Genomic DNA, 25,772 nt, shown 5'->3' with positions numbered 1-25,772 from the left:
ATTAATCATTTAAAGCGGTTTTTAAGGTCTTTAGATTTTGTTTCATTAAGCTGATGTAGCTTTCGCCATTTTTGGCATCATCTTCAGTAATAGATTCTAGATTTTTAAGTGTGAGGCTTTTTGCCCCAATTTCACTGCGGATTGTATCTGATACTTTGCTGCTGACGTTGTTTTCAAAAATCACATATTGAATGTGATGCTTTTCAGCTTTTTGTACAATGCTTTCGAGCTGCTTTTGTGAAGGCTCTTCAGAAGCGGATAATCCTAATACACTGATTTGCTCAATGCCATAGCGCTTTTCCCAATAACCGTAAGCTGCGTGAGAAACAAGGATTTCTTTATGTTTTGCTTTAGATAACGTTGTGTTGAACTCTTGATCTAGCGATTGCAAATCCTTTTTTAGTTTTTCATAGTTTTTTGTGTATTCGTCTTTATGATCTGGATCTAATGAAACGAGAGTGTCCTTAATGTTTTTCGCCATTTGCTGTGCATAAACTGGGTCTAACCATGCGTGAGGATCTTTATCTCCATGGTCGTGTTCATCATGGTCATGAGCTTCACTTTCATGGTCGTGATCATGGTCTTCGCCTTCTTCATGTGAATGCTCTTCTTTTGTCGATAACAATTTGATGCCTTCGGCTGCTTTGACTGTTTTCACGCCTTGGTCTTTTAACGTAGAAGCGGTTTTATCAGCGAATGCTTCAGCTCCTGTACCGCTGTAGATGAAGGCGTCACCTTCAGCCATTTCAACCATCGTTTTTGAACTTGGTTCAAAGCTGTGTGCATCTGCATTGGCAGGGTACACACTTTGTGCATGAACGTGAGAACCGCCAATTTTTTCAGTGAAATCTTGGATCGGGAAGATCGTGGTGTAAATGGTTAGTTTCCCGTCTGCCTTTCCTTTTGAAGCATTTGTCCCCGTACTGCTTGAGCAAGCGGCAAGACCGATCGCAAATAAAGCAGCTGTTAAAATATAAAAGATTTTTTTCATGTAGAAATGTCTCCTCTCAATCTATTAGATAGAAATGATTACGATTTAATGTCCTGAGTTATTGTATCGTAATAATTACGATTTGAAAAGAGGAAAATAAAAAAATTTCATCAGCAGATGTTTCCTTTAAAAAAATGCGCTGCAAAACGTGACGAAATTTCTCACATTGTGCTATATTTATTTTTAAAAAAGATAAAGGAATGGGCAAACGTATGAAACTTTTAGATGAAATCATCGAATATAATCAACAGTTTATTGAAGAAAAGAAATACGAAGAATTTACAACAACGAAGTTTCCACAGAAAAAAGCTGTCATTCTGTCATGTATGGATACAAGACTTGTCGAGCTGCTTCCGCGTGCAATGAACATGAAAAATGGAGATATCAAGATCGTTAAAAGTGCTGGTGCTCTTGTTTCTCATCCATTTGGAAGTATCATGCGAAGCATTTTAGTGGCTGTTTACGAATTAAATGCTGACGAGGTTTATGTCATTGGGCATCATGATTGTGGTATGAGCAAAATAGACAGTCAAACACTTTTAAACAAAGCCATTGAGCGTGGTATTCCAGAAAAGCGTATTGAAGTACTGGAATACTCAGGAATCGACTTTAAACAGTGGCTCAAAAGCTTTAGTTCTGTTGAAGAGAGCGTGAAGGACAGTGTGTCCGTTGTAAAAAATCACCCGCTTCTTCCATCAGATGTGCCTGTGCACGGTCTTGTCATTGATCCTGGAACAGGCAAGCTTGACTTAGTCGTCAACGGATATGAAGAAAAATAAGTTATTTTTCCTTTTTCGGCGGGACAGGATCGATGCCGCCAGGGTGGAGCGGATGACATTTTAAAATCCGTTTGATGGTGAGCCAGCCGCCTTTTAAAGCGCCATGCGTTTTGATCGCCTCTAGCCCATAGTTTGAGCATGTTGGGTAAAACCGGCAGCTAGGCGGTGTAAGAGGGGAAATACATTTTTGATAAAAGCGTATGATGCCGATAAAAATTTGTTTCATAGAGGTTCCTCCTTGTCTGTCTTTCACAGTATAAGAAAAAAGGACAAGGAAGGAAAGTTTTATAAACTAAGCTGGTCGGAGAAATATGTTATAATATAGGAAATTGCAATTATAGGAGTGGTGATTATGCCTTCAGTTGAAAGCTTTGAACTTGATCATAATGCTGTAAAAGCGCCATACGTTCGTCATTGCGGCGTTCATAAAGTGGGATCAGATGGGGAAGTAAATAAATTTGATATTCGTTTTTGTCAGCCTAACAAGCAGGCGATGAAACCTGATACGATTCATACATTAGAGCATTTACTTGCGTTTAACATTAGAACACACTCAGAGAAATACGATCATTTTGATATCATTGATATTTCTCCAATGGGCTGCCAGACAGGCTACTATTTAGTGGTCAGTGGTGCACCTACTCCAAAAGAGATCGTTGAACTTCTTGATGCAACATTCAAGGATGCAGTTGAGGTAACAGAGATTCCTGCTGCAAACGAAGAGCAATGCGGCCAAGCGAAGCTTCATGACCTTGAAGGGGCAAAACGTTTGATGCGTTTCTGGCTTTCTCAAGATCAAGAAGAGCTCCTAAAAGTATTTGGTTAATAGATCATAAACCGGACATGTTGATGTCCGGTTTTTTGAATTCGATCATGAGATGTCAAAATAGGGGATATTTGTTAAAATGGACATGTCAGTAAAAGAAGGGGGAAACTCGGGATGCGAAAAATGTTGGGAATGATTTTGATGCTCATGTTACTAAGTGCATGTGGGAACTCTGCAGCAAATAGCGGCAAAGGGGAGGTGCCTGAGCTATTAGAAGTGAAGATTACAGGACCTGAGCAAGTGGAAAAAAATGAAAGCGTTATAGTAAAAGCAGCTGTCACATATGGTGATACCCCTGTTGATGATGCAGACGATGTTCAATTTGAAGTGTGGAAAGATGGTGACAAAGATAACAGCAAGATGATTCAGCCAAAGAAAGAGAACAAAGGTGTATATGAATTGCATACAGCCTTTAAAAAAGATGGCCTTTATATCATACAAGTCCATGTGACAGCTAAACAGCAGCATAATATGCCGAAGACGAACATCCACGTAGGTGATGTGAAAAAAGAGAGTTCATCTACTGAAGCAGAAACCTCACATCATTAAGTGCGATTTATTTAGGGTTAGGACGTTGGTTTGGTTCAGCATCCTGTGGTGAATCGATTTTATGCTTATATTCATAAGCCTTCGATGTTGTCCACAGTGATAAAAAGACAACGATTGAGATAATGATAAAGCTGATAATCCCAAGTAACAGCATCTAACTCCCTCCTTATTTCCATATTAACATATATTTCATGCAGTCAAAATAGAAGAAATTCATGGCAGGTTTCAGTATAATAGGAAAAGGGTATTCTCATACTATAAACGCAATTACATAAGGAGGAATGAACATGTCTGAAAAATTATTAAACGTCGTCAATAAACAAGTAGCTGATTGGACTGTGCTTTACGTGAAATTACATAACTATCATTGGTACGTAAAGGGAAAAGACTTCTTTACACTCCATGAGAAATTTGAGGAACTTTATACAGAAACAGCGACATACATTGATGATTTGGCTGAGCGTATGCTTGCGTTAAATGGACAGCCTGTTGCGACAATGAAAGAATGCTTAGAAATTTCTAGCATTCAAGAAGCTGAAGGCAATGAATCAGCGGAGCAAATGGTGAAAAATCTATATGATGATTTCTCCAATATCGCAGAGGAATTAAAGCAAGGAATGGAGCTGGCTGGAGAAGTTGGCGATGAAACAACAGGTGATATGCTGCTTGCGATACATCAATCTATTGAGAAACACAACTGGATGCTTAAAGCATTTTTAGGATAATACGAATGTGAAAGGAATGTCGATCATAAGATCGGCATTCTTTTTTGATGGATTTGTGACAGACAGCCCATTGAAATCATAGGGCTTTCAGCCGAAGAGAAAAGAGAAGGGAGGGGAGAAGATGTCTTCCATTGCAGGAATGATGAGTCAGCAAGTCGCGAGCATTCAAAGAACACTCAATATTAGTTTGTTGAATTCACAGCTTGCTACGAATACAGCACAAGCCATGGTCATGCTGGATCAAGTTCAGCAGCAGCCTCAAGCTGTTCAGCCAAAGGATTCAGACGCTCGCTTTATTGATGTCAGAGTCTAAGAATGGAAGCCGCCGCACAAGGCGGCTTTTTTTCTTGTCATCACTCTGTCTGATTTAAAAGACGACGCCTTTATTTTTTGTCGTCCAAGCTATTGCGAGGATCCGGCATATACTATTGAGGTAAGGAGTTCCACTTTGAAAGGATGTTGATGCCATGTGAGCAAGGATTTAGGCATCTTTTCGTTGTTTACAGTCAGTTTGTCAGCGATGGGCTTTCTGTTTGGTGGAGCAGGATATTTACTGATGATATTAGTGACACTGATGGCCATCGAATTAATTTGTTCAAGCCTAAGAGAATCTTTGACTGGGCAGCTCACAATGAAACGTTTTTTTACACGGCTTGTTCGAAAGATTGTGACGGTCTCCTTAATATCGATGGCGCATTTCTTCGATGTCATGCTGAAGACAAATGGGATGATTAAGGATTTAGCGATCATCTTTTATATTATTTATGAATCTTACCAAATCGTCTCGACAGCCAATGCCCTCGGAATTCCCATTCCACAGTTGTTTATTGATGTGTTGGACATGTTGAAAAATAAATTGCGCAAAAAGCCGTAATTTCTTCATATCTGGTCATACTAAAGGAAAAAGGATGAATCAGATGGCGAGACACACATATTATGTATCTGTACAGGATGGGTCGATATCGCAGCATAGAGATGCGGCGGCTTGGCAATTTCAAATAGAAGCAGATGATGATCAAATTTTGCAGCTGAGAGACTATTTCGATGAACAGTATATGACAGATTGGAAAGGCTTCTTTCGAGCGCATGTTCCGTTTCTAGAATATCATTATGACAGTCCGAATGATGAAATGGATCGAAAAAGACAAGAGATTTACTCAATGATTTATGAGCTCGGGAATGAAGAGACAAAGAACTTTATTGAAACAAATGGATTAATGAATTGAAAAAGCATGTAGAGATTTTCTACATGCTTTATTTTCGCGGTTGTAAGATGCCTCCGATCAGGTCACTAAGCCCGCCTTTATTCTCTTGCTGTGATGTCTGTGAATTAGTGAAATCATGAGAAGAGCTCTGGCTTTGAGGCTTGTAGCGGTTATCATCTAAACCAACCCGTAAGCCAGATGTGCGCTCAGATGGCTGGATAATGACAATTTGGTCTTGTTCTTGAAACTCAAATAAGTAGGATTCACCAGATGTTTGTCCAATGAAGGTTTTCCAGTTCACATCTAATTTGACCTTCGGTGCTTTGCCTGTCCAAGCGACAATGGCGTCAGGATCTACACGGCAGGGGGCTTTTAAAATGAGCGGGTTTCCATTCGTTTTAATGGCGACCTGCGCTCCGTGGCCTTGATAGGAGAGCTTTGATGTAAACAGTCCTTTCTGTGATAAAATACCAACGCCTACTGGTGTCACGCCGTAATGACACTCCTCAGTAAAGGCAAGTAGATCTTCACTTTCTACACTTACATGCTGCCAAGGACCGCTCGGCTCAAGATTAATCACTGTCACGTGCTCGCTGGAATCAGCTAAATAACAAGTACCTTGTCCACTCACTTCCATCACCTCAAGGTTTTCACCTGTCAATTTTCTGCTGATGTGGTTAAATACTTGACTGACCATATTTCCTTTATTTGTCCCGAGTAGTCGTTTGCGGTATTGAAACGTTCCTTGATCGGCAATCATTGCGCCTTTTTTCGCAAAAAAGATTCCGCTGCCTTCTGCTTGTAAAGTGAGTTCTTCTATCGTGTTGAAATGAAATCCCATTGGTGCCGGCTCCTTTCCTGCGTCAAGATGTGAATCCGTAGATGCGGCATAAGTCATTTAAATCTAACGTAGTTCCTTGCCCAGTCGCGATAATTTCCCATTCGTCCTCATCTCTTATGAGTTCAGCGCAAATGATGGAGGTACAATACGAATAATCTTCTGTTAATTGAAAGGTACAAATCTCTTGTTGCGAGATTTGATCAGTAAGATGCACGTAGGCGTTGGTCACTTGTCCAAAATGATGCTTGCGCTCGTGTGCATCATGTATTGTGGCTGTTACGACGATTTTATGAATATCAGGTGAGACTCTGCTTAATTGCATAATGATCATTTCATTGTCTCGATACCCGCCGCCAAATTGATGATCACCAAGATGACGAACAGCCCCGTCTAAGCTTTGCTGCTGATGATAATAGATCAGATGGCTTGGAGACAACAGCTTGTCCTCTTCATTTAAGAGAAACACTTGCGTATCTAAATCAATTGGCTGGCCAGCCAGATCCCAGCCAAGCCCGATATGAATTTGGTCAATATTTGGATTGTCTTTTGTTAAATCTAGCTTTTGTCCTTTGATGAGGTGTTTCTTGATCACCTCATGAGGTGCGTCTTCTTTCTCATTTTTCCTGAGCGGAAGCGCTTGATCTTTCTTTTGTTTTGACCCATTTGTTATACTCATGCTGTTTTCCTCCTCGTCGTGATAGGACAAACCCTTATTGATTTACGTCATCAAGGGATAAAAGGTTTCATGATTAAAATTGGATGAAGTTGGAGATGATAAAAAGGTTTTAGCAACAATAACCTCATTTTAAATACAGACGAGATGAAACCACTCGTTTGTTTCACTTTTGATAAAAATTCTTCAGAGAAATGTGATCTGTGGTATGATGTTTTACAAGAAGCAAGGACAGGATATGAGGGATTTCACATGCATGTATTTAAAGACTATTATCATAATACGGTCAAGCTCTCCTTTGAAGAGAAGCCTTTTTCAAGTCATCCAAAGCATGTTTGGGCCATCTGCCGCTACCAGGGAAAATGGCTGCTCACTGAACATGAGGATCGGGGCTATGAGTTTCCAGGAGGGAAAGTTGAGCCAAATGAAGAAGCAGACCAAGCCGCTATACGTGAGATTCAAGAAGAGACGGGTGCTGTTGTTCGTGAATTAACGTATATTGGCCAATATCAGGTGCTAGGCAGAGAAAAGGTCATCGTAAAGAATATTTATTTCGCTGATATTGAAAGGCTAGTGAAGCAGGACACGTATTTTGAAACGAAAGGACCTGTTCTTTTCGCAGACTTGCCAAGATCTATCGCAAAAAATAAGAATTTCAGTTTTATTATGAAAGATGATGTGCTAAGACAAAGTCTTGCTTATTTAGAAAAGAACGGTTTGATTCGTTAAAAAAAGCGCAGGGAGACCATCCCTGTGCTTTTTTTATTTTTGGAGAAAACGGCGTTCGAGCCATTCCACAAGCTGGTACATGATGGTAGCAAACACAGCAATAATGAAAAGACTTAAGAACACGAGTGTAAAGTTGAAGACTTGAAAGCCGTAAATAATCATGTAGCCGAGCCCTTTTGAGGATACAAGAAATTCCCCTACAATGACCCCAACCCAAGAAAGACCGACATTGACTTTAATGGCAGAAATCATCGTTGGAATACTGGCTGGCAACATGACCTCACGAAAGACGACGCCTTTTTTCGCGCCAAAGGTTTTCATCACCTTTAAATAATTCTCATCGACCTCTTGAAAGGCAGTGTAAATGACGATCGTTGTAATAATCACACTAATGATCGCACCCATCGCGACGATGCTGATCATGCCAGGACCAAGGGCAACAATTAAAATGGGGGCGAGGGCAACTTTCGGCATGGCATTTAAAATGACTAAATAAGGATCAAGAACGTTTGCTAATCGGGTGGACCACCATAAGGCGGCAGCGAGCAAAATGCCGCAAAAGGTACCAAGTAGAAAACCGAGCACCGTTTCAAATAACGTAATACTCATATGATTTACTAAAGAACCATCTGATATTTTTTGCACAAATAATTGGCAGACCGCAGATGGTGAACTGAAAATCAGCGGATCGATGAGCCTGAAATGACTGGCAAGCTCCCAAAGCGAAAAGAAGCTGGCGAATATGATGAACTGATAGATACGTGTGATACGTTTTTCCATTCGGTATTTTTTGCGATAGGCTTCATGTAAAAGGTCACTGTGTTTCAACTGTTTTCAGCTCCTTCCAAATCGTTTGAAAGAGCTCTTGGAAACGCGGGGTCTGTCTCGCTTCGAAAGGAGAGAGAGCCCTTATATCGTCTGGTACGGTAAAGATTCGCTGGATAGAGCCTGGATGCTTTGAGAATAAGAAAATGCGGTCACTCATCGCAATGGCTTCGCCGATGTCATGTGTCACAAGGACTGCTGTTTTTTGATAGTTTTTTAATGTGTGAAAGACGAGATCTTCTAATGTCAGTTTGGTTTGGTAGTCTAGCGCTGAAAATGGCTCATCTAGTAAAAGCAGACCGGGATCAACTGCAAGCGTTCGGGCGAGAGCCGCACGCTGCCTCATTCCGCCAGACAGCTCCTTCGGATATTTTTCCTCTACTTCATGCAGTCCAAACTTTGGCAGTAAATCAAGGGCAGCTGAGGTGGCCTCATGTGAATCTTGTTTCGCAATTTTTAACCCGAGAATCACATTTTCCTTGATGGTTTTCCAAGGAAACAAATAATCTTGCTGGAGCATATAGCCGATTTGATGCTCCTTTTGATTTGGTTCTTTTCCTTCGATTAAAATTCGACCTTCAGAGGGCGGCGTAATGCCTGCGATGATAGACAGCAAGGTGGTTTTTCCGCAGCCGCTGGGACCAATAAATGAGATGAATTCACCTTGGTCTATCTCCATATTGATGTGCTGTATAGCCGTTGTTTTTTCTTTTAAAGAGAAGTACGTGTGGGTCACATGGTCAATTTGAAGGAAAGACATGTGCTACCTCCTATTCTATTTGTGATCTGTGACCTTCTTTGCAATGGATGAATCGACAAGTTGTTTGTACGGGATAAATTCCGGCAATTCACCGCTCTCCTTCATGATTTCCTGCAATTTGTTCCATTCCTCTTCATTCAGAAGGGGATCTGTTGCATAGGAATCTTGCTGTTTGTAGCGTTTGATGGCAGTTGATAAGACATCAAGATCTGTATCAGGAAAATGAGATTGAATGGCCTTTGCGATCTCCTCAGGCTGCTTGGCTTCTACCCATTTCTGCGCTTTGTAAATGGCTCGGGTGAAGGCTTCAGCTGTCTCTTTGTTTTCCTCTAAGTAACTCTTCTTTGCCATGAAGGTAGTATATGGCACTTTGCCAGAAGCTTCTCCAAAGGAGGCGGTAATGTACCCTTTACCTTCTTTTTCAAGTAAGGAAGCGGTCGGTTCGAATAACTGCACAAAATCGCCAGTTCCAGAGGAGAACGCACCTGAAATATTGGCAAAATCAATATTTTGAATCATGCGAAGATCCTTTTTTAAATCAATGCCTTCCTTTTTCAAGACATATTCACCGACCATTTGCGGCATGCCGCCTTTCCGCTGTCCTAAGAAGTCTTTCCCTTTTAATTGATCCCAAGAGAATTGGTTTATTTCCTCCCTTGAAACAAGAAATGTGCCGTCTGTTTGTGTCAGCTGTGCAAAGTTCATGACAGAGTCCTTTGTGTCTTGAGCCTCTACATAGATAGAGGATTCAGACCCGGTCAGGGCGATATCAGCACCGCCTGATAAGAGAGCTGTCATCGTTTTATCACCGCCCCAAGTGGTTTTCAGTTCAACCTCCAAGCCTTCTTCTTTGAAGAAATCCTCTGATAAGGCGACATATAGCGGAGCATAAAAGACCGAATGGGTCACCTCGGCTACTTGTACGGTCTGCTCTTGTTCTTTTTTACAGGCGACAAATGGAATAAAGAGCAGGACCACGACGATGAATGCCAGTCTGACTTTGATGGAACGATTCAAGAGTAATTCGCCTCCTTTGTTCTAGATCACTATTAAAGTATGTGAAAAGGGATTTTTGGTGAGTGCCTAGATGAAAATAAGAAGAGCATTGTTTATTTATAGAACGCGTCTTTTTTTCTATACTAGGGGAATGAATGCTTTCTTGAATTTGGCAGAAATAAAGGAGCGGTTTCGTGTATAAAGTGAGTTGGGTATTTGTTGGATGGTATTTAGTAGGTCTTATCTTAATGGTCTTTTTTGAAGTGCCAGCATGGCTTCAGTTTGCAAACGGAATCTTTCTTGTACTGTATGCCTGCTGCGTCATAGAGATTGGGCGACATATTTATGGCTCATGGGGGCTTGTGATCAAAAGGGCAGCCATTGTTGGGGTGCTTACATTTACGGTTGAGTGGGTAGGTATCACAACGGGGTTTCCATTCGGGGCCTATGACTATTATCCGACATTAGGTTTTCTAGTGGCAGGGGTGCCCTTAACCATTGCGTTTGCATGGGTTGGCGTGTTTTTAAACAGCCTTTTTTTATCCAGTCAGCAGTCAAAGTGGAGACGAGCCGTCGAAACGGGGATATGGATTGTCTTGCTTGACCTCATATTAGATCCAGTAGCAGCTGAGCGGAAGTTTTGGGTGTGGTATGACGGCGGTGGGTTTTATGGTATTCCTTTTGAGAATTTTATGAGCTGGGGTATGATTGGAGCAGGACTTTCATTTCTTTTCCCGCTTGTTTCAATTGATCAAAAGGCATTCAGCTGGACGAGCCGTATTTATCAGGCGATGGTGTTCTTTTTTGGTCTTTTGGCATTAAAGGGCGGACTCGATGTCATTTTTTATTTAGCACTGATCATTGTCATTTTGTGTGAAGGAAGGGTTCGATTTGAAAGAAAGCGACAAAAGCCGATCGTTTAGACGTATATTTTCACTTTATCTTGAGCGTTATTTACTCCATAAGCATTTCCGCTGTGTGATGATGAAAGGCTCGGTGGACCCGAAGGAGAAGCTGCCTGTTCTTTATCTCGCCAATCATAGCTCATGGTGGGATGGACTGATCATTTTTCTTTTAACAGAAAAAGCGTCTGAACTTGATCACTACATGATGATGGAAGAGAAGCAGCTGAAGCAATATGCTTTTTTCCGTAAGCTTGGAGCGTTTCCGGTTCATAAAGAGAACCTGAAAAGTGTCAAACAAGCATTGATGACAGCAAGAGAGAACATGCAGGCTGGCGGGGCTGTATGGCTTTTTCCACAGGGGAAAATTATGCATCAGGATATGCGGCCGCTTGAACTGGAAGGAGGGGCTTCTTTTTTAGTGAAGCAATTTGAGCAGGTCGTGGTGAAGCCTGTGACCTTGCAGTATACATTTAATCAATTTCAAAAGCCGACAGTTTCTGTTGTGTTCGGCGAAGATGCCTTAGTATCTGGCGGGGCACTACGAAGCAAGGACGTGACGCGTATGCTTGGAGATCTGCTTGAAACGCAGTTAAACCGACATCAAGCGCGGGTCATCGCTGATCCTGATCTTTCATTAAACGAAGAATTTAAACAGATGACAAGGACAAGTCAGTCAACAAGTGATGCGTTTGATTCTTTTAAAAAGTGGGTGAAAACATGGCGCTCTTCTTAACCGTGATCAGTGTGCTGCTGCTTTGTCAGTTTATGTTCACCATATGGAATATGAAGCAGTTTCCCGTGATAAAGTCCGCTTCTTTTTCGCCAGATGAACCCATTTCGTTATCGATACTGATTCCGGCTAGAAATGAGGAGAAGCGGATAGAAGCCTGTCTTCAGTCGATCGTTGATCAACGTCTTTATCCGAAAGAGCTCATTGTTCTTGATGATCATTCGACAGATCAGACAAGAGCGATTGTGGAGCGCTTTGCAGAAGCGTATCCGTGGATTCGTGTCCAGTCAGGCCAAGCGTTAAAGCAAGGCTGGCTAGGTAAATCATTTGCCTGTTCTCAGCTCGCTGAGGCAGCAGCTTCTGATTGGCTGCTATTTTTAGATGCGGATGTCCGGTTAAAAAGAGGGGCAATTGAAGCAGTGTATCAGCAGGTATGCACGCAAAATACGGGCATGCTGTCAGGCTTCCCAGAACAAAAAACAGGTACATTCTTTGAGCATCTTGTGGTTCCCATGATGATGTTTACCATAGGCTGTCATCTGCCAGTGAAGTGGGTAAGGAATTCAAGGAACCCCGCTTTTGCCGCAGCACATGGAGGCTTTATTGCCATCGAAAAGAATTGCTATCACGACATCGGCGGGCATGAAGCGATTAAGAATTCGCTAGTGGATGATATGGCCTTGGCTAGACGAGTGAAGGAAAAAGGCTTTCCGTTCACACTTGCAAGCATTCATCCATTTGTGTATATGAGAATGTATGAGAGTGGACAAGAGGTTTGGGAAGGCTACCGGAAAAATTTGTTCCCAGGAGTCAATCGAAGCATTGCTTTATTAAGCAGTGTCTTTTGTTTATACACCCTGCTTTATTTGGCTCCTGTCATTTGTTTGATGATGGCATTGCTGCAGCTTGATGTGCTCAGTATATGCATAGCCATTCTTTGCTATGGGATGGGTGTGTCGATCAAAGCGGCAATTGATATCGAGAACGGGAGAACATCTGCAATGGCCTTTTTATTGCCGGTCAGCATTTTAAGTTTGATCGCCATTGGCCTTGCTTCTATGAAAATCGCGCTGAAAAAAGAAGGGTATGAATGGAAAGGGAGAAGGTACGAATGAAAAAAGTGATCATCATTGGAGGCGGGCTTGGCGGATTATCAGCAGCGATCCGCTTACAGTCACGCGGGGTTCAGGTCACCATATTAGAAAAAGAAGCGGCTTTAGGCGGGAAATTGCAGCGCCATCAGGGAGCTGGCTACTCTTTTGATCTAGGACCGAGTACCATTACAATGAAGTCATACTTTGAGGAAGTGTTTGCTTCCTGTCATAGACGGATGGAGGATTATGTCACATTTTATCCGATTTCTCCTCTGACCAAAAACGTTTTTTTAGATGGACATACGGTCGAATTTACGCCCAATTTTGAGCAAATGGAATCTCAAATTGCAGCATTCAGTCCTGAAGATGCGAAGCAATACCGTGCATTTTTACAGGAATCAAAGATGCTTTTTCAAAAGGCTGAGGAGCAGTTTTTAAATCGTTTGTTATTGACGTGGAAGGATAAGGCGGATGTAAAGCTCATGAAAGCACTTCTCTCTGTCAAACCGTTTACAACCGTTCAACGCCTGCTGCGTCAATATTTCCGTCATCCGCATACATTGGCGATGTTTGGACGGTATGCTACATACATCGGCTCTTCTCCCTATGAGGCACCGGCTATTTTTAATATGATGGCGTATTTAGAAGGGGAGAAAGGGATTTATGGAATAAAGGGCGGTACATATCGTTTAGTTGAAGCATTTGAGACTTTGGCAAAGGAATTAGGCGTACAGATTCACCTCAATGAACAAGTCAACAAGATTCATGTGAAGGACCGGCGAATCAAAGGAGTAGAGACGGCTCAGCAGATGTATGAAGCAGATCAAGTCATTGCAGGGGCGGACGCGCTGACTGTTTACCGCCATCTGATTGATGAAAAAGACCGCCCAAGCTTTTTAAATCAAAAGCTGGCTAATATTGAACCGTCATTATCTGGCTTTGTTCTCTTATTAGGTGTACCTAAAGTCTATGAACAGCTGTCCCATCACAATGTGTTTTTCCCAGAGAATTATGAGCAAGAATTCAAAGATATTTTTCAGAAAAAACAACTGCCTCAGGATCCAACGCTTTACATATGTTATTCAGGTCATTCAGAACCAGCTTTAAGCGGAGGACAGGGAAGAAGCAACCTTTTTGTACTGACGAATGCGCCTTATGTGACAAAAGAGCAAGATTGGGGCATGCTAAAGGAGACATACCCGCAGCATTTGAAAACAAAATTAAAGGAAAAGGGTCTCTTTGATATGGATGAGGTTGCCGAATATGAAGCGGTTCAAACTCCGCTTGATCTGCAGCAGAAAACAGGAGCATATCATGGCGCCATTTATGGCATGTCTTCCAACTCGTTCAAGCAGGCGTTCTTCCGAATCAATAATCAGTCAAAGGACATTGAAGGGCTTTGGTTTGTTGGAGGAACAACTCATCCAGGCGGCGGCACGCCGATGGTGACAAAATCAGGCCAGCTCGTCGCAGAAGCGATCATTTTAAGCACTTGACGTAAGAACAGATGAAAAGGAGAGAAATCAAGTGATTGTGGAAAAAAGAAGGTATCCGTCCCCCCATCCGCATATTCACTTATTTACAGTGACCTATGAGGCAGATGGGCTTCGGATCAAAGGGCTGCTCGCTGAACCGGCCGGAGAAGGTTTCTATGACGGCTTTTTGTATTTACGAGGCGGCATTAAAAATGTGGGGATGGTGAGACCAGGCCGGATTGTGCAATTTGCAGCGCAGGGCTTTGTCGTATTTGCTCCCTTTTACCGAGGAAATCAGGGAGGCGAAGGGAACGAAGATTTTGCCGGTGAGGACCGGAAAGATGCTTTTGCTGCCTTTCAATTGTTAAAGCACCACAAAAAGGTGAAGCAGGATCGTATTCATATCTTTGGTTTTTCGCGCGGAGGGATAATGGGCATTTGGACCGCTGTTGAAATGAAACAAGAGGCGGCTTCCTTTGTGACATGGGGAGGCGTCAGTGATATGAAGCTCACCTACGAAGAGCGTGTGGATATGAGAAGAATGATGAAGCGTGTGATTGGCGGTCCCCCGCACAAGGTGCCAGAGGCCTATGAGGACAGAACGCCTTTAAATGATGTGGACAAAATTGAAGCGCCTGTTCTCATCATCCACGGAGAAGAGGATCAGAATGTATCGATTGAGCATGCGTATTTATTAGAAGATGCGCTGCGCCAGCACGGAAAGTCAGTGGAGACTTGGTATTTTCATGGATACAACCATTATTTCCCACCGCAGCATAATCGGGAAATTGTCAGAAGGCTGACGACATGGATGCACAGCCGGAAAAGCGGAAATGTGGTAAAATAAGCAGTATAACGAAATTTAGAAAGTAGGGGGATTTTCAATATGGGAATGCCTGTTGAATTTAATACAATGATTGTCACGAAGGGAAAAGAGACAAGAATTGAAGAAAATGTATTTGAGCTCATGAAGGAAGGGTACCGCATTTATCCATTAAATATTCCGCTTGAGGTGCGTAAAACGAAAGACGGAGAAAAAACAGGGACAGCACACGTTGAAAAGCTGGAGCTGACAGACAATGTGACAAAGGTTACTTACCGTCTCGTGTCATTACATTCAACGAACTAACAAAAAAAGCTGAGGGAATGATTCCCCTCAGCTTTTGCCATTTGATTATACGCGTGGTCCGCCTTTGGCTTCAATGTCACTTGCTGCGTGGCTGAATTTTTGGAAGTTCTTTTTAAATTCATTGGCAAGGAAGTGTGCTTTTTCTTGATAAGCCTCTTGGTCATCCCATGTTTTAGAAGGTTGAAGCACTTCATCTGGTACGCCAGGAATATGAAGCGGGATGTGTAATCCAAAGATGTCATCAGTGATCATTTCGGCGTTGTCGAGGTCACCTTCGATCGCTGCCTGCACCATTGCTCTTGTATGCGCTAGATTCATGCGTTTGCCTGTACCATAGCCTCCGCCAGTCCAGCCTGTATTCACAAGGAATACTTTTGCGCCGTGCTCATCAATTTTTTTGCCAAGCATTTCAGCATAGACGTGAGCTGGAAGCGGCAAGAACGGTGAACCGAAGCAAGTAGAGAATGTCGTTTCTGGTGATGTGACACCACGCTCAGTTCCTGCTAATTTACTTGTGTAACCGCTCAAGAAATGGTACATTGCCTGTTCTTTTGTTAAACGGCTGATTGGAGGTAAAACGCCAAATGCATCAGCTGTTAAGAAGACAATGGCAGAAGGATGTCCTGCGATACTTGGCTTCACGATGTTATCAATCATTTCGATTGGGTAAGCAGCGCGTGTGTTTTCAGTGAAGAATGTGTCATCATAATCCGCTTCACGTGTTTCTTCATCAAGCACAACATTTTCAAGAACTGATCCGAAGCTGATGGCTTTGTAGATTTGCGGTTCTTTTTCTTCGCTTAAGTTCACACATTTCGCATAGCATCCGCCCTCAATATTGAAGACTCCTGAGCCAGACCAGCCGTGTTCATCGTCACCGATCAGCTTGCGGCTTGCACTTGCAGAAAGCGTCGTTTTCCCAGTACCTGAAAGGCCGAAGAATAATGCGACATCGCCTTCTTGACCGACGTTTGCTGAGCAGTGCATGGATAAAATATCTTGCTCAGGAAGCAGGTAATTCATGACAGAGAAAATGGACTTTTTCATCTCTCCTGCATATTCTGTACCACCGATCAGAATGGTGCGTTTTTCAAAAGAAACGATAATAAACGTTTCAGAGTTTGTGCCATCTGTTTCAGGATCTGCTTTAAAGTGCGGTGCAGATAAGATGGTGAACGGTTTTTCGTTTGAAGAAGGTGTGGATCCGTCAGGTCTGATGAACAGCTGCTTTGCAAAGAGATTGTGCCATGCAAATTCGTTTACCACTGTAATTGGCATACGGTATCTTTCATCAGCGCCGGCAAATCCTTCAAAGACGAATAGTTCATCACGTTCTTTTAAGTATGACACAACCTTTGTATATAAACGGTCAAATGCTTCTTTAGAGATCGGCTGGTTGACTTGACCCCAATCAATTTTATGTTCAGAGCTTTCTTCTTTGACGATAAATTTATCTTTAGGCGAACGTCCTGTGTAGGCACCAGTTGTAGCGCGGACAGCTCCTGTTGATGTTAAGACGCCTTCATCACGTGCCAAAATCTTTTCAACAAGTTTCGGAACAGATAAATTTTGGTGCGTATTTTCTAATGAGAACAATGACTGCAAATCTTCTTTTAAATCCACTGAGTTCATAAAAAAACCCTTCCTTTACCGTTGAATTTGTTTGTTTCGATTAGTATAACACATTGATAATAATAGTCTATACTATTTAAATATTTTTGTGTGTGTTTTTTCATTTCTGCTATGAAAATATGCTTTTTGGTGATGCTAAGGGTGAGGTAAAAAAAGAGGGGAGATAATTCTGATGAAGCATTGACATGATGCAAGGGTTTGAGATAAGATATCTTATTGAACGGATACTCTTATCCCGAGTTGGTGGAGGGACAGGCCCGATGAAGCCCAGCAACCGGTTTCTTGTGAAAAAGGCATGAATATGCTGAGAAACCAAGGTGCTAACCTGATGCAAGGTACAAGAACACCTTGAGCGATAAGAGTGAAAGGCATGCGATCTCAGACCCTTTCCTCGCAATGAAGGAAATGGTTTTTTTATTTTTGGGATATCATATGAACAAATTGCCAATAACATCTCTAATAGAAACGTTTTCAAATATAAGAGGGAACGAGTTCCGTATCATATTGGAGGCCTCATCTTGGGATGATGTGGTCTTGTACAGGAGGAAATAGCCATTATGAGTCAAAATCGTCGTTTATTTACTTCAGAATCAGTAACAGAAGGACATCCGGATAAAATCTGTGATCAAATTTCAGACAGCATTTTGGATGAAATTTTAAAGAAAGATCCAAATGCACGTGTTGCCTGTGAAACTTCTGTTACAACGGGTCTCGTATTAGTAAGCGGTGAAATTACAACGTCTACTTATGTCGATATTCCAAAGACGGTGCGTGACACGATTAAGGAAATTGGCTACACACGTGCGAAATATGGTTTTGATGCGGAAACATGTGCAGTGCTCACATCCATTGATGAACAGTCTGCTGATATTGCGCAAGGTGTAGACAAAGCGCTTGAAGCACGTGAAGGAACAATGACTGAAGAAGAAATTGATGCGATCGGTGCAGGTGACCAAGGATTGATGTTTGGTTTTGCCAACAACGAAACCGAAGAGCTCATGCCGCTGCCGATTTCACTAGCGCATAAATTATCTCTGCGTTTAACAGAAGTGCGCAAGGATCAAACACTTGCCTATCTTCGTCCAGACGGAAAAACACAAGTAACAGTAGAATATGATGAGCAAAATAAACCTGTTCGTATTGACACAGTGGTTATTTCTACGCAGCATGCACCAGAAGTGACGCTTGAACAAATTCAAAGCGACTTAAAAGAGCATGTCATCCGCCCTGTGGTTCCAAGCGAACTCATTGACGAAGAGACAAAATATTTTATTAACCCAACAGGCCGTTTCGTCATCGGTGGACCTCAAGGAGATGCTGGTTTAACTGGACGTAAAATCATCGTTGATACGTATGGCGGGTACGCTCGTCATGGCGGCGGTGCTTTCTCTGGGAAGGACGCAACAAAGGTTGACCGTTCTGCGGCATACGCTGCTCGTTACGTAGCGAAAAACATCGTAGCTGCCGGTCTTGCAGATTCTTGTGAAGTACAACTTGCTTATGCAATTGGTGTTGCACAGCCTGTATCGATTTCAATTGATACATTCAGAACAGGAAAAGCTTCTGAAGAAAAATTAATTGAAGTGGTTCGTGCGAACTTTGATCTTCGTCCAGCTGGCATTATTAAAATGCTTGACCTGCGTCGTCCGATCTATAAACAAACAGCTGCATACGGACATTTCGGCCGTCATGATTTAGATCTTCCGTGGGAAAAAACGGATAAAGCCGATACACTTCGTAAAGAAGCATTAGGACAATAACAACATAGAAAACCGCTTATTTTAAGCGGTTTTCCTTTTGATTAAAAAAAATTCTACAAAAAGTGAAAAAATGTGAAACAAAATCGGACAAAATACTGTCTAATTATAGGTCTACTTTTAAGAAATAACATAACGTGGAGGCAATAATATGTGTGGGTTTGTTGGTGTATTTAATCACCGTCCATTGTCCGAAACTACTGAGCAGGAAGAGTTAATTAAACAAATGAATCGTCTCATCGTTCACCGTGGTCCCGATGATGAGGGTTACTTTCATGACGAGCATGTAGGATTTGGATTTAGACGTTTAAGTATTATAGATGTTGAGCACGGAAAGCAGCCGCTTTCTTATGAAGATGAAAAGTATTGGATTATTTTCAACGGAGAAATTTATAACTATGTGGAGCTGAAGGAAGAGCTTGTGAAAAAGGGCTATACGTTCAGCACAGATTCTGATACGGAAGTACTGCTTGCCACATACCGTCATTATAAAGAAGAGGCGGCTTCTAAACTTCGCGGCATGTTTGCATTTTTAATTTGGGATAAAGAAGCGCAGCAATTATATGGCGCGAGAGATCCTTTTGGCATCAAACCGCTTTATTTTACACAAATGGATGAGCAAGTGTACTTTGCGTCTGAACGCAAAAGCTTGATGGCTGTGAACGAGAACATCTTATTTGATGAGACTTCATTGCAGCAGTACATGTCGTTCCAGTTCGTTCCTGAGCCAAATACACTTGATCAAAAGGTGCACAAAGTTGAGCCTGGTCATCAGTTTATTTTACGCCCAGGACAGGAGATCGAATTTAAGACATACTGGAAGGTTCAATTCAAGCCTGAACAAACACAAGAAGAGAAATTAATAGAAGAAGTACGAGATGCAATCTATGATTCTGTGAAAGTTCACATGAGAAGTGATGTACCTGTTGGTTCATTCCTATCAGGTGGTATTGATTCTTCCTTCATCGTGTCTGTCGCAAAGGAATTACACCCTGAGCTGAAGACATTCTCTGTTGGCTTCCAGCAGGATGGCTTTAGTGAAGTCGATGTCGCGAAGGAAACAGCTGATAAGCTAGGCCTACAAAACTTCAGTGCCGTCATTTCTCCAGAGGAATATATGAACGAGCTTCCGAAGATTGTCTGGCATTTAGACGATCCTTTAGCTGATCCGGCGGCGATTCCATTGTATTTTGTGGCAAAAGAAGCGAAGAAACAAGTGACGGTTGTTCTTTCAGGTGAGGGAGCGGACGAGCTGTTCGGCGGATATAATATTTACCGTGAGCCTCTTTCTCTTAAACCATTTGAATCTGTACCATCTATGCTGAAAAAGCTTCTTCTTCGTCTGGCGCGATTAATGCCAGAAGGAATGAAAGGGAAGAGCTTTATCGTTCGCGGCTGTACGCCATTAGAGGAACGTTATATCGGTAATGCGAAAATCTTTGAAGAGCCAGTGAAGAAAAATCTCTTAAAACATTATGATCCAAGCATCACGTATCGTGACGTAACGAAGACATACTTCGAGGAAAGCGCAGGCTACAGTGATATTAACAAAATGCAATATGTTGATATTCATACGTGGATGCGCGGAGACATCTTACTGAAAGCAGACAAGATGACGATGGCGAATTCTCTTGAGCTTCGTGTTCCATTCCTTGATAAGGTCGTTTTTGAAGCGGCTTCTAAAATTCCAGAAGAGCTGAAAACAAAAGATGGCACAACGAAATATTTATTGCGTAAAGCAGCAGAGGGCATTGTGCCTGACCATGTGTTAAACCGTAAAAAGCTTGGTTTCCCTGTGCCAATTCGTCATTGGCTGAAAAATGAGATGAATGCTTGGGCGAAAGACATCATCAAAAACAGTCAAACAGATGAATACATTAACAAGCAATATGTGCTTGATTTATTAAATGAGCATTGTGCTGGCAAAGCAGATCATAGCCGTAAGATTTGGACCGTCCTCATCTTTATGATTTGGCACAGCATTTATGTGGAGCGCAGCATTGATCCAGAGCAGTTGAATCATCAACCGAAAGAAGTCATCTTTAGTTAATGAAAAAAGGTTTTCAGCTTTGTGCTGAAAACCTTTTTTGTCATGATAGAAAGCAGTGGAAAAGGGTAAAATAACAAGCGGTTCATAGTTATTGCTTAATATCCTGAAAAAAACATGATAAAGTGAAGATACACGTATGATGTTAACGGGATAAAAGGGAACGATAGTATTGTCCTTTTTCTACATATTCTCTACGGATTCTGTCCATGTCTTGGATATCTTCATCTGTTAACTGACGGACGACCTTGGCTGGACGGCCAAAAGCGAGTGATCCTTTTGGAATAACCTTTCCTTGAGGGACAAGACTACCTGCACCGATAAAGGCACCTTCGCCAATTTCTGCACCATCGAGAATGATGGACCCCATACCAATGAGGGCATTTTTTCGAATGATTGAGCTATGTAATGTGACTTGGTGTCCAATGGTAGCACCATCTTCTATAAGAAGTGTTTTTCCAGGACTTTGATGCAGACAGGATAAATCTTGAATATTGACGTTTTTTCCAATTCTCACAGGAGCGACATCGCCTCTGATGACGGTTTGAAACCACACGCTCGAATATTCTCCAATCGTGACATCACCAGTAATGGTGACGTTATCTGCGACAAAGACCGATTCATGAATCTCAGGTGTAAACTGATGATATGGATAAATCACTTTTTCGACTTCCTTTCTTAATACAACATTTGTGAGGTGTTTACTTTGTGGACTTGGCATGCTGAAAGACCAGTTGGTACAATTGTAATTGTACATGGTGCGAGTGAATATCACGGCCGATATAAATGGCTGATCGAAATGTGGCGAAATGCAGGCTATCACGTCGTTATGGGTGACCTCCCTGGGCAAGGGACATCGACACGTGCGCGCGGCCACATTCGCTCGTTTCAGGAATACATTGATACAATAGATGAATGGATCGAACATGCGAAATCATTCAGGCTTCCTACTTTTTTACTTGGACACAGTATGGGTGGACTCATTTCAATTGAGTGGATCAAGCAGTATACCCATACGAAGATTGATGGCCTTATTTTATCATCACCTTGTTTAGGTCTGCAATTTAAACCGAAGAAGCTAATGGATTTTGCATCAAAAGGTCTAAATGTGCTGGCACCGTCCTTTAAAGTCGAGTCAGGGCTGTCGATTGAACTAGCCACACGGAATCAGGCTGTGATTGAGGCAGACTCAAATGATTCTCTTTACGTAACAAAGGTGTCGGTTCGCTGGTACCGAGAGCTGATCAAAAATATTGATGCGGCCATGCAGCCAACGAATGTCTTTAAATCGATTCCGCTCCTTTTAATGCAGGCGGGCGATGATAAGATCGTGGATAAAACGAGGGTGATCAAATGGTTCAATGGCATTGAATCAACCAATAAATCATACCGTGAATGGGAAGAACTGTATCACGAAATTTTTAATGAACCGGAAAGAGAAGATGTGTTTAAGGCAGCAAGAGCCTTTACAGATCAATATATTTGATGGTGAGCTTTAAGTTGGGGGTGGATTGATTTGTCAGTACCAGAGCGTCCTTTTGCACTGATGACAAAGGTGTATAAAGATATTTTTCCGCTTGTTCATCAGCAGCTGAAAAAGTGGCGGGCTCATGCAGAAATGATTGAAAATGAAGAACTGCGAACGCAGGCACTAGCGAGCATATCCAGTAAAACCTTTCACTGTGAAGGCGGAGGCATTTTATCTCTTCTAGCAGGTGAGGCGAAAGAAACGTGTATTGAATTCATTGTGGCGTATCAAACCATCAGTGATTACTTAGATAACCTATGTGACCGCAGCACGTCGCTGGATCCAAAAGATTTTCATATGCTGCATCAAGCGATGAGAGATGCGCTTGATATTCATGCTGAGCTCAAGCCTTACTATCAATTCCGTGATGATCAAGAGGATCATGGGTATTTACATGCGCTTGTCCGCACATGTCAAGACGTGCTTACGCGCCTTGAGCATTATCCAATCATTCAGCCATATTTACACACGCTGTGTGATTACTACAGTGATTTGCAAGTACATAAACACGTCGTTCCTCATGAACGGGTCCCGCGTCTAGAATCGTGGTTTCGCCAGTATGAAAAGGATTTGCCTAAGATGGAATGGTATGAATTTTCAGCTTGTGCAGGGTCAACGTTAGGGATTTTCTGTCTTGTGGCGTATGCGCTGCAGCCGGATTTTACAGAAAAGCAGGCGAAGCAAATTTACGAAAGCTATTTCCCTTATATCCAAGGTCTGCACATTTTACTTGATTATTTAATTGACCAAGAAGAAGACCGGCTTGGGGGAGATCTGAACTTTTGCTCCTACTATGCCTCTCATCATGAGATGATGGATAGACTTCAGCATTTTATTGAAAAAGCGGATGAGCAGCTGAAAGGCATTCCGCACGAAAACTTTCACAAATTGATTAACAGAGGGTTACTGGCAGTCTATTTGTCCGATGAAAAAGTGACAGCCCAAAAAGAGATGAATAAGCTGGCAAAACGGCTGATCAAATCAAGCGGGAAAACATCATTCTTTTTCTATATCAACGGAAGAGCTTACCGGACCTATCAGAAAATGCCTTGGATGAAATCCTCATAAAAAAGCTCAAATCCATTAGGATTTGAGCTTCAGCGCGCAGACAAACCCTCGCATTCTTTGTCAGTCCTGTGCGCCGGTACTCACGAATGTCAAATTCGCTCCGTTCCGGTGCTCGTTCTTCCTAGACTGCAAAGGTTTTCTATCACGCTGAAAGAAGACAAAGGGCTAAAATAAAAATCATTTTGGCCCTTTGTCAATAATCTGAGCTCAGATCATTAGGATTTGAGCTTTTTTTCAATGGCGACCACAAAAGGCGGGTCGTTTTGAATATTCATGTATTGATATGATAAAACTTGTGCCTCTTCATGAGGAAGTGATCTGCAATAGTCAAGAAGTACTTCTTTTTCTCTTTTTCCTTCGGAGTGTCCATGGTAAATCACAAGGACGATCAGACCGCCGGGTTTAAGCCAGTCGAGGAGCTGCTCGATGGCTTCGATGGTTGTATGAGCCTGAGTGGTGACGGCTTTATCGCCTCCGGGCAGGTACCCAAGGTTAAACACCGCACCAGAAATATGTCCATAAACATCCTTTGGCAGGTGATGAGCCAGTTTTTCATGCCCATCGTGAATCAGATGAACGTAAGGATATCCCTCGCCAAGCCTTTTTCTCGTCTGCTGTAGGGCTTCCTCTTGTACGTCGAATGCGAAAACTTGTCCATCATTTCCTACAAGATCAGCTAAATAGCGTGTATCGTGGCCATTTCCCATCGTTGCATCAATGACGATGTCGCCTTTTTGACAAGCCCGTTCTAACAGCTCTTTACTAAAAGGGAGCATGCGTTTCAAAATCATTTGGCTGCTTCTTCCAATCTGACGAAACGTTTGCCTTGGTAGCTGTTACGTCTTTCGAGCTCAGCATTAATGGCATTTAGTACTTCCCACTTGTTTACACTCCACATCGGACCAACCATTAATTCAATTGGGCCATCCCCTGTAATGCGGTGAATAATCATTTCTGGCGGCAGGATCTCCAGTTGATCACAAACAAGCTGAACATATTCTTCCTGGCTTAGAAACTCCAATTTGCCTTTTTCGTATTGCTTGACCATTGGGGTTCCTTTTAAAAGGTGAAGTAAATGAATTTTAATTCCTTGCACATCTAAATCTGCGACAGCTTTTGCTGTTTCCATCATCATGTCCCGGTTTTCTAGAGGCAGTCCGTTGATGATATGCGAGCAGACACGAATTCCGTGTTTTCGCAGTTTTTCTACACCTTCTACGTAGCATTCATAATCATGGGCACGGTTAATGAGCATCGCTGTACGTTCATGAACCGTTTGAAGACCAAGCTCTACCCAGAGATAAGTGCGCTCATTTAATTCGGCTAAATACTCCACCACGTCATCTGGCAGGCAGTCAGGTCTTGTCGCAATAGATAAACCAACCACTCCATCCAGATTCATGACGGTTTCAAATTTTTCTTTTAGAACAGGAAGCGGGGCGTGTGTGTTTGTATACGCTTGAAAATACGCCATATATTTTCCGTCTTTCCATTTTGTGTGCATCCGGTCTTTGATTTCGTTAAATTGAGTGATGAGATCATCAGCCCGGTTTCCTGCAAAATCACCAGACCCAGCTGCACTGCAAAATGTACAGCCTCCGTGGGCTACAGTACCATCACGGTTTGGGCAGTCAAAGCCGCCGTCTAAGGCCACTTTAAATACTTTATGACCAAAGTGCTCTCGCAAATGATAGTTCCATGTGTGATAGCGTTTTTCGCTGTTTGAATATAAAAAAGGGTTATGCTGATCCAAGTCAGTAACCTCCTTGCGTAATAATAGGCATCCTTAAAGTTTAACAAAAATCATGAAGGAGGACAATTGAATCTGTCCAACATTTTCTTTAGTGAAAAAGCTTTACGTGGGCAAAATAGGCGGGAGCAATGATGAAATGGAGGGAATGCAAGATGGCAACAAGGCAGTCGATCGATGAATTTATCCAAAAAAGTACTGAAACCCTTGAGTTTGCAAATGAGCAATTTGATTTGAACTTACGCCAAGAGCATTATAATGAGGACGAATTTTCTAAGGCGCAGCTTATGCTTGAAGATGCGGTGAACGAATTAGAAAAATTAAAAGATGTCGCCAATGATCAGCAAAGAGAGCGATTAGACAGGGCGCGTGTTCAAATTCAAAGCTTGCAAAATCAAATGATTTTAGGTATTTCTTACGACAACGAATGATGAACAGATCCTTTTTTTAAGGGTCTGTTTTTTATTTTTTAAAAGGCTATTGACTTTTTGGCTGAGTGTCTTTATTGTGTTAAGTGTACTACAACAACTAATACACTAAAGACACTTAAAAAGTGAAGAAAGGTGTTCAACCATGAAAAAAGAAAAAAAACCAATCAATTTGAAGTGGATGGTGCTGGCTGTTGCGTTAGCATGTACATTTTTTTTCGTTCTCGTTTTCATTGGTTTTGAAGTTCAAAAAGATTTGATACCTAATTCAATCCCTTTAATGCAAGGGCATGAACAAGCGATAGGACTGCAAAAGCATGAATGAGGAAA

The 25,772-nt window shown here is 42.1% G+C and carries 32 protein-coding genes and 1 riboswitch; of the genes, 20 read left to right on the top strand and 12 right to left on the bottom strand.

Features of this window, described 5'->3' with window-relative positions; genetic code table 11:
* Position 1: 1 nt before the first annotated feature.
* Positions 2 to 991: a metal ABC transporter substrate-binding protein gene (locus C6Y07_RS07365; RefSeq protein ID WP_106031916.1), complete on the bottom strand. Its 990-nt coding sequence runs from the start codon at positions 989 to 991 to the stop codon at positions 2 to 4.
* A gap of 212 nt (positions 992 to 1,203) precedes the next feature.
* Between C6Y07_RS07365 and C6Y07_RS07360 the strand changes: the two genes are divergently transcribed.
* The gene (locus tag C6Y07_RS07360; RefSeq protein ID WP_034665310.1) at positions 1,204 to 1,770 is read left to right on the top strand and encodes a beta-class carbonic anhydrase; all 567 of its coding nucleotides are present in this window, start codon (positions 1,204 to 1,206) and stop codon (positions 1,768 to 1,770) included.
* A gap of 1 nt (position 1,771) precedes the next feature.
* Here the strand turns inward: C6Y07_RS07360 and yidD are convergent, their stop codons facing one another.
* The gene (yidD, locus tag C6Y07_RS07355) at positions 1,772 to 1,996 is read right to left on the bottom strand and encodes a membrane protein insertion efficiency factor YidD (RefSeq protein WP_003217666.1); all 225 of its coding nucleotides are present in this window, start codon (positions 1,994 to 1,996) and stop codon (positions 1,772 to 1,774) included.
* 126 nt (positions 1,997 to 2,122) lie between these two features.
* On the opposite strand from yidD, the gene C6Y07_RS07350 reads away from it, so the two are divergent.
* Positions 2,123 to 2,596 (top strand): S-ribosylhomocysteine lyase, encoded by a 474-nt coding sequence (locus C6Y07_RS07350; protein WP_003217624.1) that lies wholly within the window; start codon positions 2,123 to 2,125, stop codon positions 2,594 to 2,596.
* A gap of 114 nt (positions 2,597 to 2,710) precedes the next feature.
* The gene (locus tag C6Y07_RS07345; protein ID WP_060597098.1) at positions 2,711 to 3,145 is read left to right on the top strand and encodes a FixH family protein; all 435 of its coding nucleotides are present in this window, start codon (positions 2,711 to 2,713) and stop codon (positions 3,143 to 3,145) included.
* Between the two features lie 7 nt (positions 3,146 to 3,152).
* Here C6Y07_RS07345 and ytzI read toward each other — a convergent pair whose 3' ends face one another.
* On the bottom strand, positions 3,153 to 3,299 hold the full coding sequence (ytzI, locus tag C6Y07_RS07340) for a YtzI protein (RefSeq protein WP_034665318.1): 147 nt from the start codon (positions 3,297 to 3,299) through the stop codon (positions 3,153 to 3,155).
* Positions 3,300 to 3,432: 133 nt separating this feature from the next.
* On the opposite strand from ytzI, the gene C6Y07_RS07335 reads away from it, so the two are divergent.
* From C6Y07_RS07335 to C6Y07_RS07320, 4 genes are all read left to right on the top strand, one after another.
* A complete protein-coding gene (locus C6Y07_RS07335; RefSeq protein WP_003217576.1) occupies positions 3,433 to 3,870 on the top strand; it encodes a Dps family protein in 438 nt (145 codons plus the stop codon).
* 121 nt (positions 3,871 to 3,991) lie between these two features.
* Entirely contained in the window at positions 3,992 to 4,183 is a 192-nt protein-coding gene (locus C6Y07_RS07330) for a hypothetical protein (protein WP_034665322.1), read from the top strand.
* 156 nt (positions 4,184 to 4,339) lie between these two features.
* A complete protein-coding gene (locus tag C6Y07_RS07325) occupies positions 4,340 to 4,744 on the top strand; it encodes a phage holin family protein (protein ID WP_060597096.1) in 405 nt (134 codons plus the stop codon).
* A 43-nt stretch (positions 4,745 to 4,787) separates the two neighbouring features.
* Entirely contained in the window at positions 4,788 to 5,096 is a 309-nt protein-coding gene (locus C6Y07_RS07320; RefSeq protein ID WP_034665329.1) for a hypothetical protein, read from the top strand.
* A 28-nt stretch (positions 5,097 to 5,124) separates the two neighbouring features.
* Here C6Y07_RS07320 and C6Y07_RS07315 read toward each other — a convergent pair whose 3' ends face one another.
* Together C6Y07_RS07315 and C6Y07_RS07310 are read right to left on the bottom strand one after the other, a co-directional pair.
* A complete protein-coding gene (locus tag C6Y07_RS07315; protein WP_034665541.1) occupies positions 5,125 to 5,916 on the bottom strand; it encodes an AIM24 family protein in 792 nt (263 codons plus the stop codon).
* A 22-nt stretch (positions 5,917 to 5,938) separates the two neighbouring features.
* Positions 5,939 to 6,592 (bottom strand): TerD family protein, encoded by a 654-nt coding sequence (locus tag C6Y07_RS07310; protein ID WP_106031920.1) that lies wholly within the window; start codon positions 6,590 to 6,592, stop codon positions 5,939 to 5,941.
* Between the two features lie 249 nt (positions 6,593 to 6,841).
* On the opposite strand from C6Y07_RS07310, the gene ytkD reads away from it, so the two are divergent.
* Positions 6,842 to 7,318, top strand: coding sequence for an RNA deprotection pyrophosphohydrolase (gene ytkD, locus C6Y07_RS07305; RefSeq protein WP_034665337.1), 477 nt, complete (start codon positions 6,842 to 6,844; stop codon positions 7,316 to 7,318).
* A 33-nt stretch (positions 7,319 to 7,351) separates the two neighbouring features.
* Here the strand turns inward: ytkD and C6Y07_RS07300 are convergent, their stop codons facing one another.
* The 3 genes from C6Y07_RS07300 to C6Y07_RS07290 are packed head-to-tail and all read right to left on the bottom strand — an operon-like array spanning position 7,352 to position 9,920.
* Entirely contained in the window at positions 7,352 to 8,098 is a 747-nt protein-coding gene (locus tag C6Y07_RS07300) for an ABC transporter permease (protein ID WP_370876318.1), read from the bottom strand.
* Positions 8,099 to 8,132: 34 nt separating this feature from the next.
* Positions 8,133 to 8,903 (bottom strand): ABC transporter ATP-binding protein, encoded by a 771-nt coding sequence (locus C6Y07_RS07295; RefSeq protein ID WP_034665342.1) that lies wholly within the window; start codon positions 8,901 to 8,903, stop codon positions 8,133 to 8,135.
* A 15-nt stretch (positions 8,904 to 8,918) separates the two neighbouring features.
* Positions 8,919 to 9,920: an ABC transporter substrate-binding protein gene (locus tag C6Y07_RS07290; protein ID WP_060597065.1), complete on the bottom strand. Its 1,002-nt coding sequence runs from the start codon at positions 9,918 to 9,920 to the stop codon at positions 8,919 to 8,921.
* 173 nt (positions 9,921 to 10,093) lie between these two features.
* Here C6Y07_RS07290 and C6Y07_RS07285 point away from each other — a divergent pair, with 173 nt between their 5' ends.
* The 6 genes from C6Y07_RS07285 to C6Y07_RS07260 are packed head-to-tail and all read left to right on the top strand — an operon-like array spanning position 10,094 to position 15,232.
* Positions 10,094 to 10,822, top strand: a complete 729-nt coding sequence (locus tag C6Y07_RS07285) for a carotenoid biosynthesis protein (protein ID WP_106031922.1) — start codon at positions 10,094 to 10,096, stop codon at positions 10,820 to 10,822.
* On the top strand, positions 10,791 to 11,537 hold the full coding sequence (locus C6Y07_RS07280) for a lysophospholipid acyltransferase family protein (protein WP_106156480.1): 747 nt from the start codon (positions 10,791 to 10,793) through the stop codon (positions 11,535 to 11,537). Before C6Y07_RS07285 ends, C6Y07_RS07280 begins: the two co-directional genes overlap by 32 nt.
* Positions 11,522 to 12,649, top strand: coding sequence for a glycosyltransferase family 2 protein (locus C6Y07_RS07275; protein ID WP_106156478.1), 1,128 nt, complete (start codon positions 11,522 to 11,524; stop codon positions 12,647 to 12,649). The genes C6Y07_RS07280 and C6Y07_RS07275 overlap by 16 nt, the downstream gene beginning before the upstream one ends.
* Positions 12,646 to 14,124, top strand: a complete 1,479-nt coding sequence (locus C6Y07_RS07270; RefSeq protein WP_106156476.1) for a phytoene desaturase family protein — start codon at positions 12,646 to 12,648, stop codon at positions 14,122 to 14,124. The genes C6Y07_RS07275 and C6Y07_RS07270 overlap by 4 nt, the downstream gene beginning before the upstream one ends.
* Before the next feature lie 31 nt (positions 14,125 to 14,155).
* Positions 14,156 to 14,950 carry an alpha/beta hydrolase family protein gene (locus C6Y07_RS07265; protein WP_106156474.1) on the top strand — a complete coding sequence of 265 codons (795 nt, stop codon included), beginning with the start codon at positions 14,156 to 14,158 and terminating at the stop codon, positions 14,948 to 14,950.
* Between the two features lie 39 nt (positions 14,951 to 14,989).
* Positions 14,990 to 15,232 (top strand): DUF2584 domain-containing protein, encoded by a 243-nt coding sequence (locus C6Y07_RS07260; RefSeq protein ID WP_003217584.1) that lies wholly within the window; start codon positions 14,990 to 14,992, stop codon positions 15,230 to 15,232.
* A 45-nt stretch (positions 15,233 to 15,277) separates the two neighbouring features.
* Here C6Y07_RS07260 and pckA read toward each other — a convergent pair whose 3' ends face one another.
* The gene (gene pckA / locus C6Y07_RS07255) at positions 15,278 to 16,864 is read right to left on the bottom strand and encodes a phosphoenolpyruvate carboxykinase (ATP) (protein ID WP_060597059.1); all 1,587 of its coding nucleotides are present in this window, start codon (positions 16,862 to 16,864) and stop codon (positions 15,278 to 15,280) included.
* Between the two features lie 227 nt (positions 16,865 to 17,091).
* Positions 17,092 to 17,226: riboswitch (SAM riboswitch) on the top strand.
* 195 nt (positions 17,227 to 17,421) lie between these two features.
* On the opposite strand from pckA, the gene metK reads away from it, so the two are divergent.
* Positions 17,422 to 18,624, top strand: a complete 1,203-nt coding sequence (gene metK / locus C6Y07_RS07250) for a methionine adenosyltransferase (RefSeq protein WP_106156472.1) — start codon at positions 17,422 to 17,424, stop codon at positions 18,622 to 18,624.
* 148 nt (positions 18,625 to 18,772) lie between these two features.
* Positions 18,773 to 20,671 (top strand): asparagine synthase (glutamine-hydrolyzing), encoded by a 1,899-nt coding sequence (gene asnB / locus C6Y07_RS07245; protein WP_060597058.1) that lies wholly within the window; start codon positions 18,773 to 18,775, stop codon positions 20,669 to 20,671.
* A 142-nt stretch (positions 20,672 to 20,813) separates the two neighbouring features.
* Here the strand turns inward: asnB and C6Y07_RS07240 are convergent, their stop codons facing one another.
* On the bottom strand, positions 20,814 to 21,329 hold the full coding sequence (locus C6Y07_RS07240; protein ID WP_106031925.1) for a gamma carbonic anhydrase: 516 nt from the start codon (positions 21,327 to 21,329) through the stop codon (positions 20,814 to 20,816).
* Positions 21,330 to 21,374: 45 nt separating this feature from the next.
* Here C6Y07_RS07240 and C6Y07_RS07235 point away from each other — a divergent pair, with 45 nt between their 5' ends.
* Together C6Y07_RS07235 and C6Y07_RS07230 are read left to right on the top strand one after the other, a co-directional pair.
* Positions 21,375 to 22,154, top strand: a complete 780-nt coding sequence (locus tag C6Y07_RS07235; protein ID WP_034665364.1) for an alpha/beta hydrolase — start codon at positions 21,375 to 21,377, stop codon at positions 22,152 to 22,154.
* 30 nt (positions 22,155 to 22,184) lie between these two features.
* Positions 22,185 to 23,264: a tetraprenyl-beta-curcumene synthase family protein gene (locus C6Y07_RS07230; RefSeq protein ID WP_106048477.1), complete on the top strand. Its 1,080-nt coding sequence runs from the start codon at positions 22,185 to 22,187 to the stop codon at positions 23,262 to 23,264.
* A 215-nt stretch (positions 23,265 to 23,479) separates the two neighbouring features.
* Here C6Y07_RS07230 and mnmM read toward each other — a convergent pair whose 3' ends face one another.
* Together mnmM and mnmL are read right to left on the bottom strand one after the other, a co-directional pair.
* Complete coding sequence (mnmM, locus tag C6Y07_RS07225) at positions 23,480 to 24,055, bottom strand: tRNA 5-(aminomethyl)-2-thiouridylate-methyltransferase MnmM (protein ID WP_060597056.1); 576 nt, start codon at positions 24,053 to 24,055, stop codon at positions 23,480 to 23,482.
* On the bottom strand, positions 24,052 to 25,017 hold the full coding sequence (mnmL, locus tag C6Y07_RS07220; protein ID WP_003217704.1) for a tRNA modification radical SAM protein MnmL/YtqA: 966 nt from the start codon (positions 25,015 to 25,017) through the stop codon (positions 24,052 to 24,054). The genes mnmM and mnmL overlap by 4 nt, the downstream gene beginning before the upstream one ends.
* Positions 25,018 to 25,169: 152 nt before the next feature.
* Between mnmL and C6Y07_RS07215 the strand changes: the two genes are divergently transcribed.
* On the top strand, positions 25,170 to 25,445 hold the full coding sequence (locus C6Y07_RS07215) for a YtzC family protein (RefSeq protein WP_034665376.1): 276 nt from the start codon (positions 25,170 to 25,172) through the stop codon (positions 25,443 to 25,445).
* Positions 25,446 to 25,587: 142 nt separating this feature from the next.
* Positions 25,588 to 25,767 (top strand): hypothetical protein, encoded by a 180-nt coding sequence (locus C6Y07_RS07210; protein ID WP_034665379.1) that lies wholly within the window; start codon positions 25,588 to 25,590, stop codon positions 25,765 to 25,767.
* The last annotated feature ends 5 nt before the right edge of the window (positions 25,768 to 25,772 follow it).

The sequence above is a fragment of the Bacillus sp. LNXM12-1 genome (genome assembly GCF_003004375.1).
In the GTDB taxonomy this organism is placed as follows: Bacteria; Bacillota; Bacilli; order Bacillales; family Bacillaceae; genus Bacillus.
The sequence above is the reverse complement of the archived record's forward strand: the minus strand, read 5'-3'. Positions and strand labels throughout refer to the sequence as shown.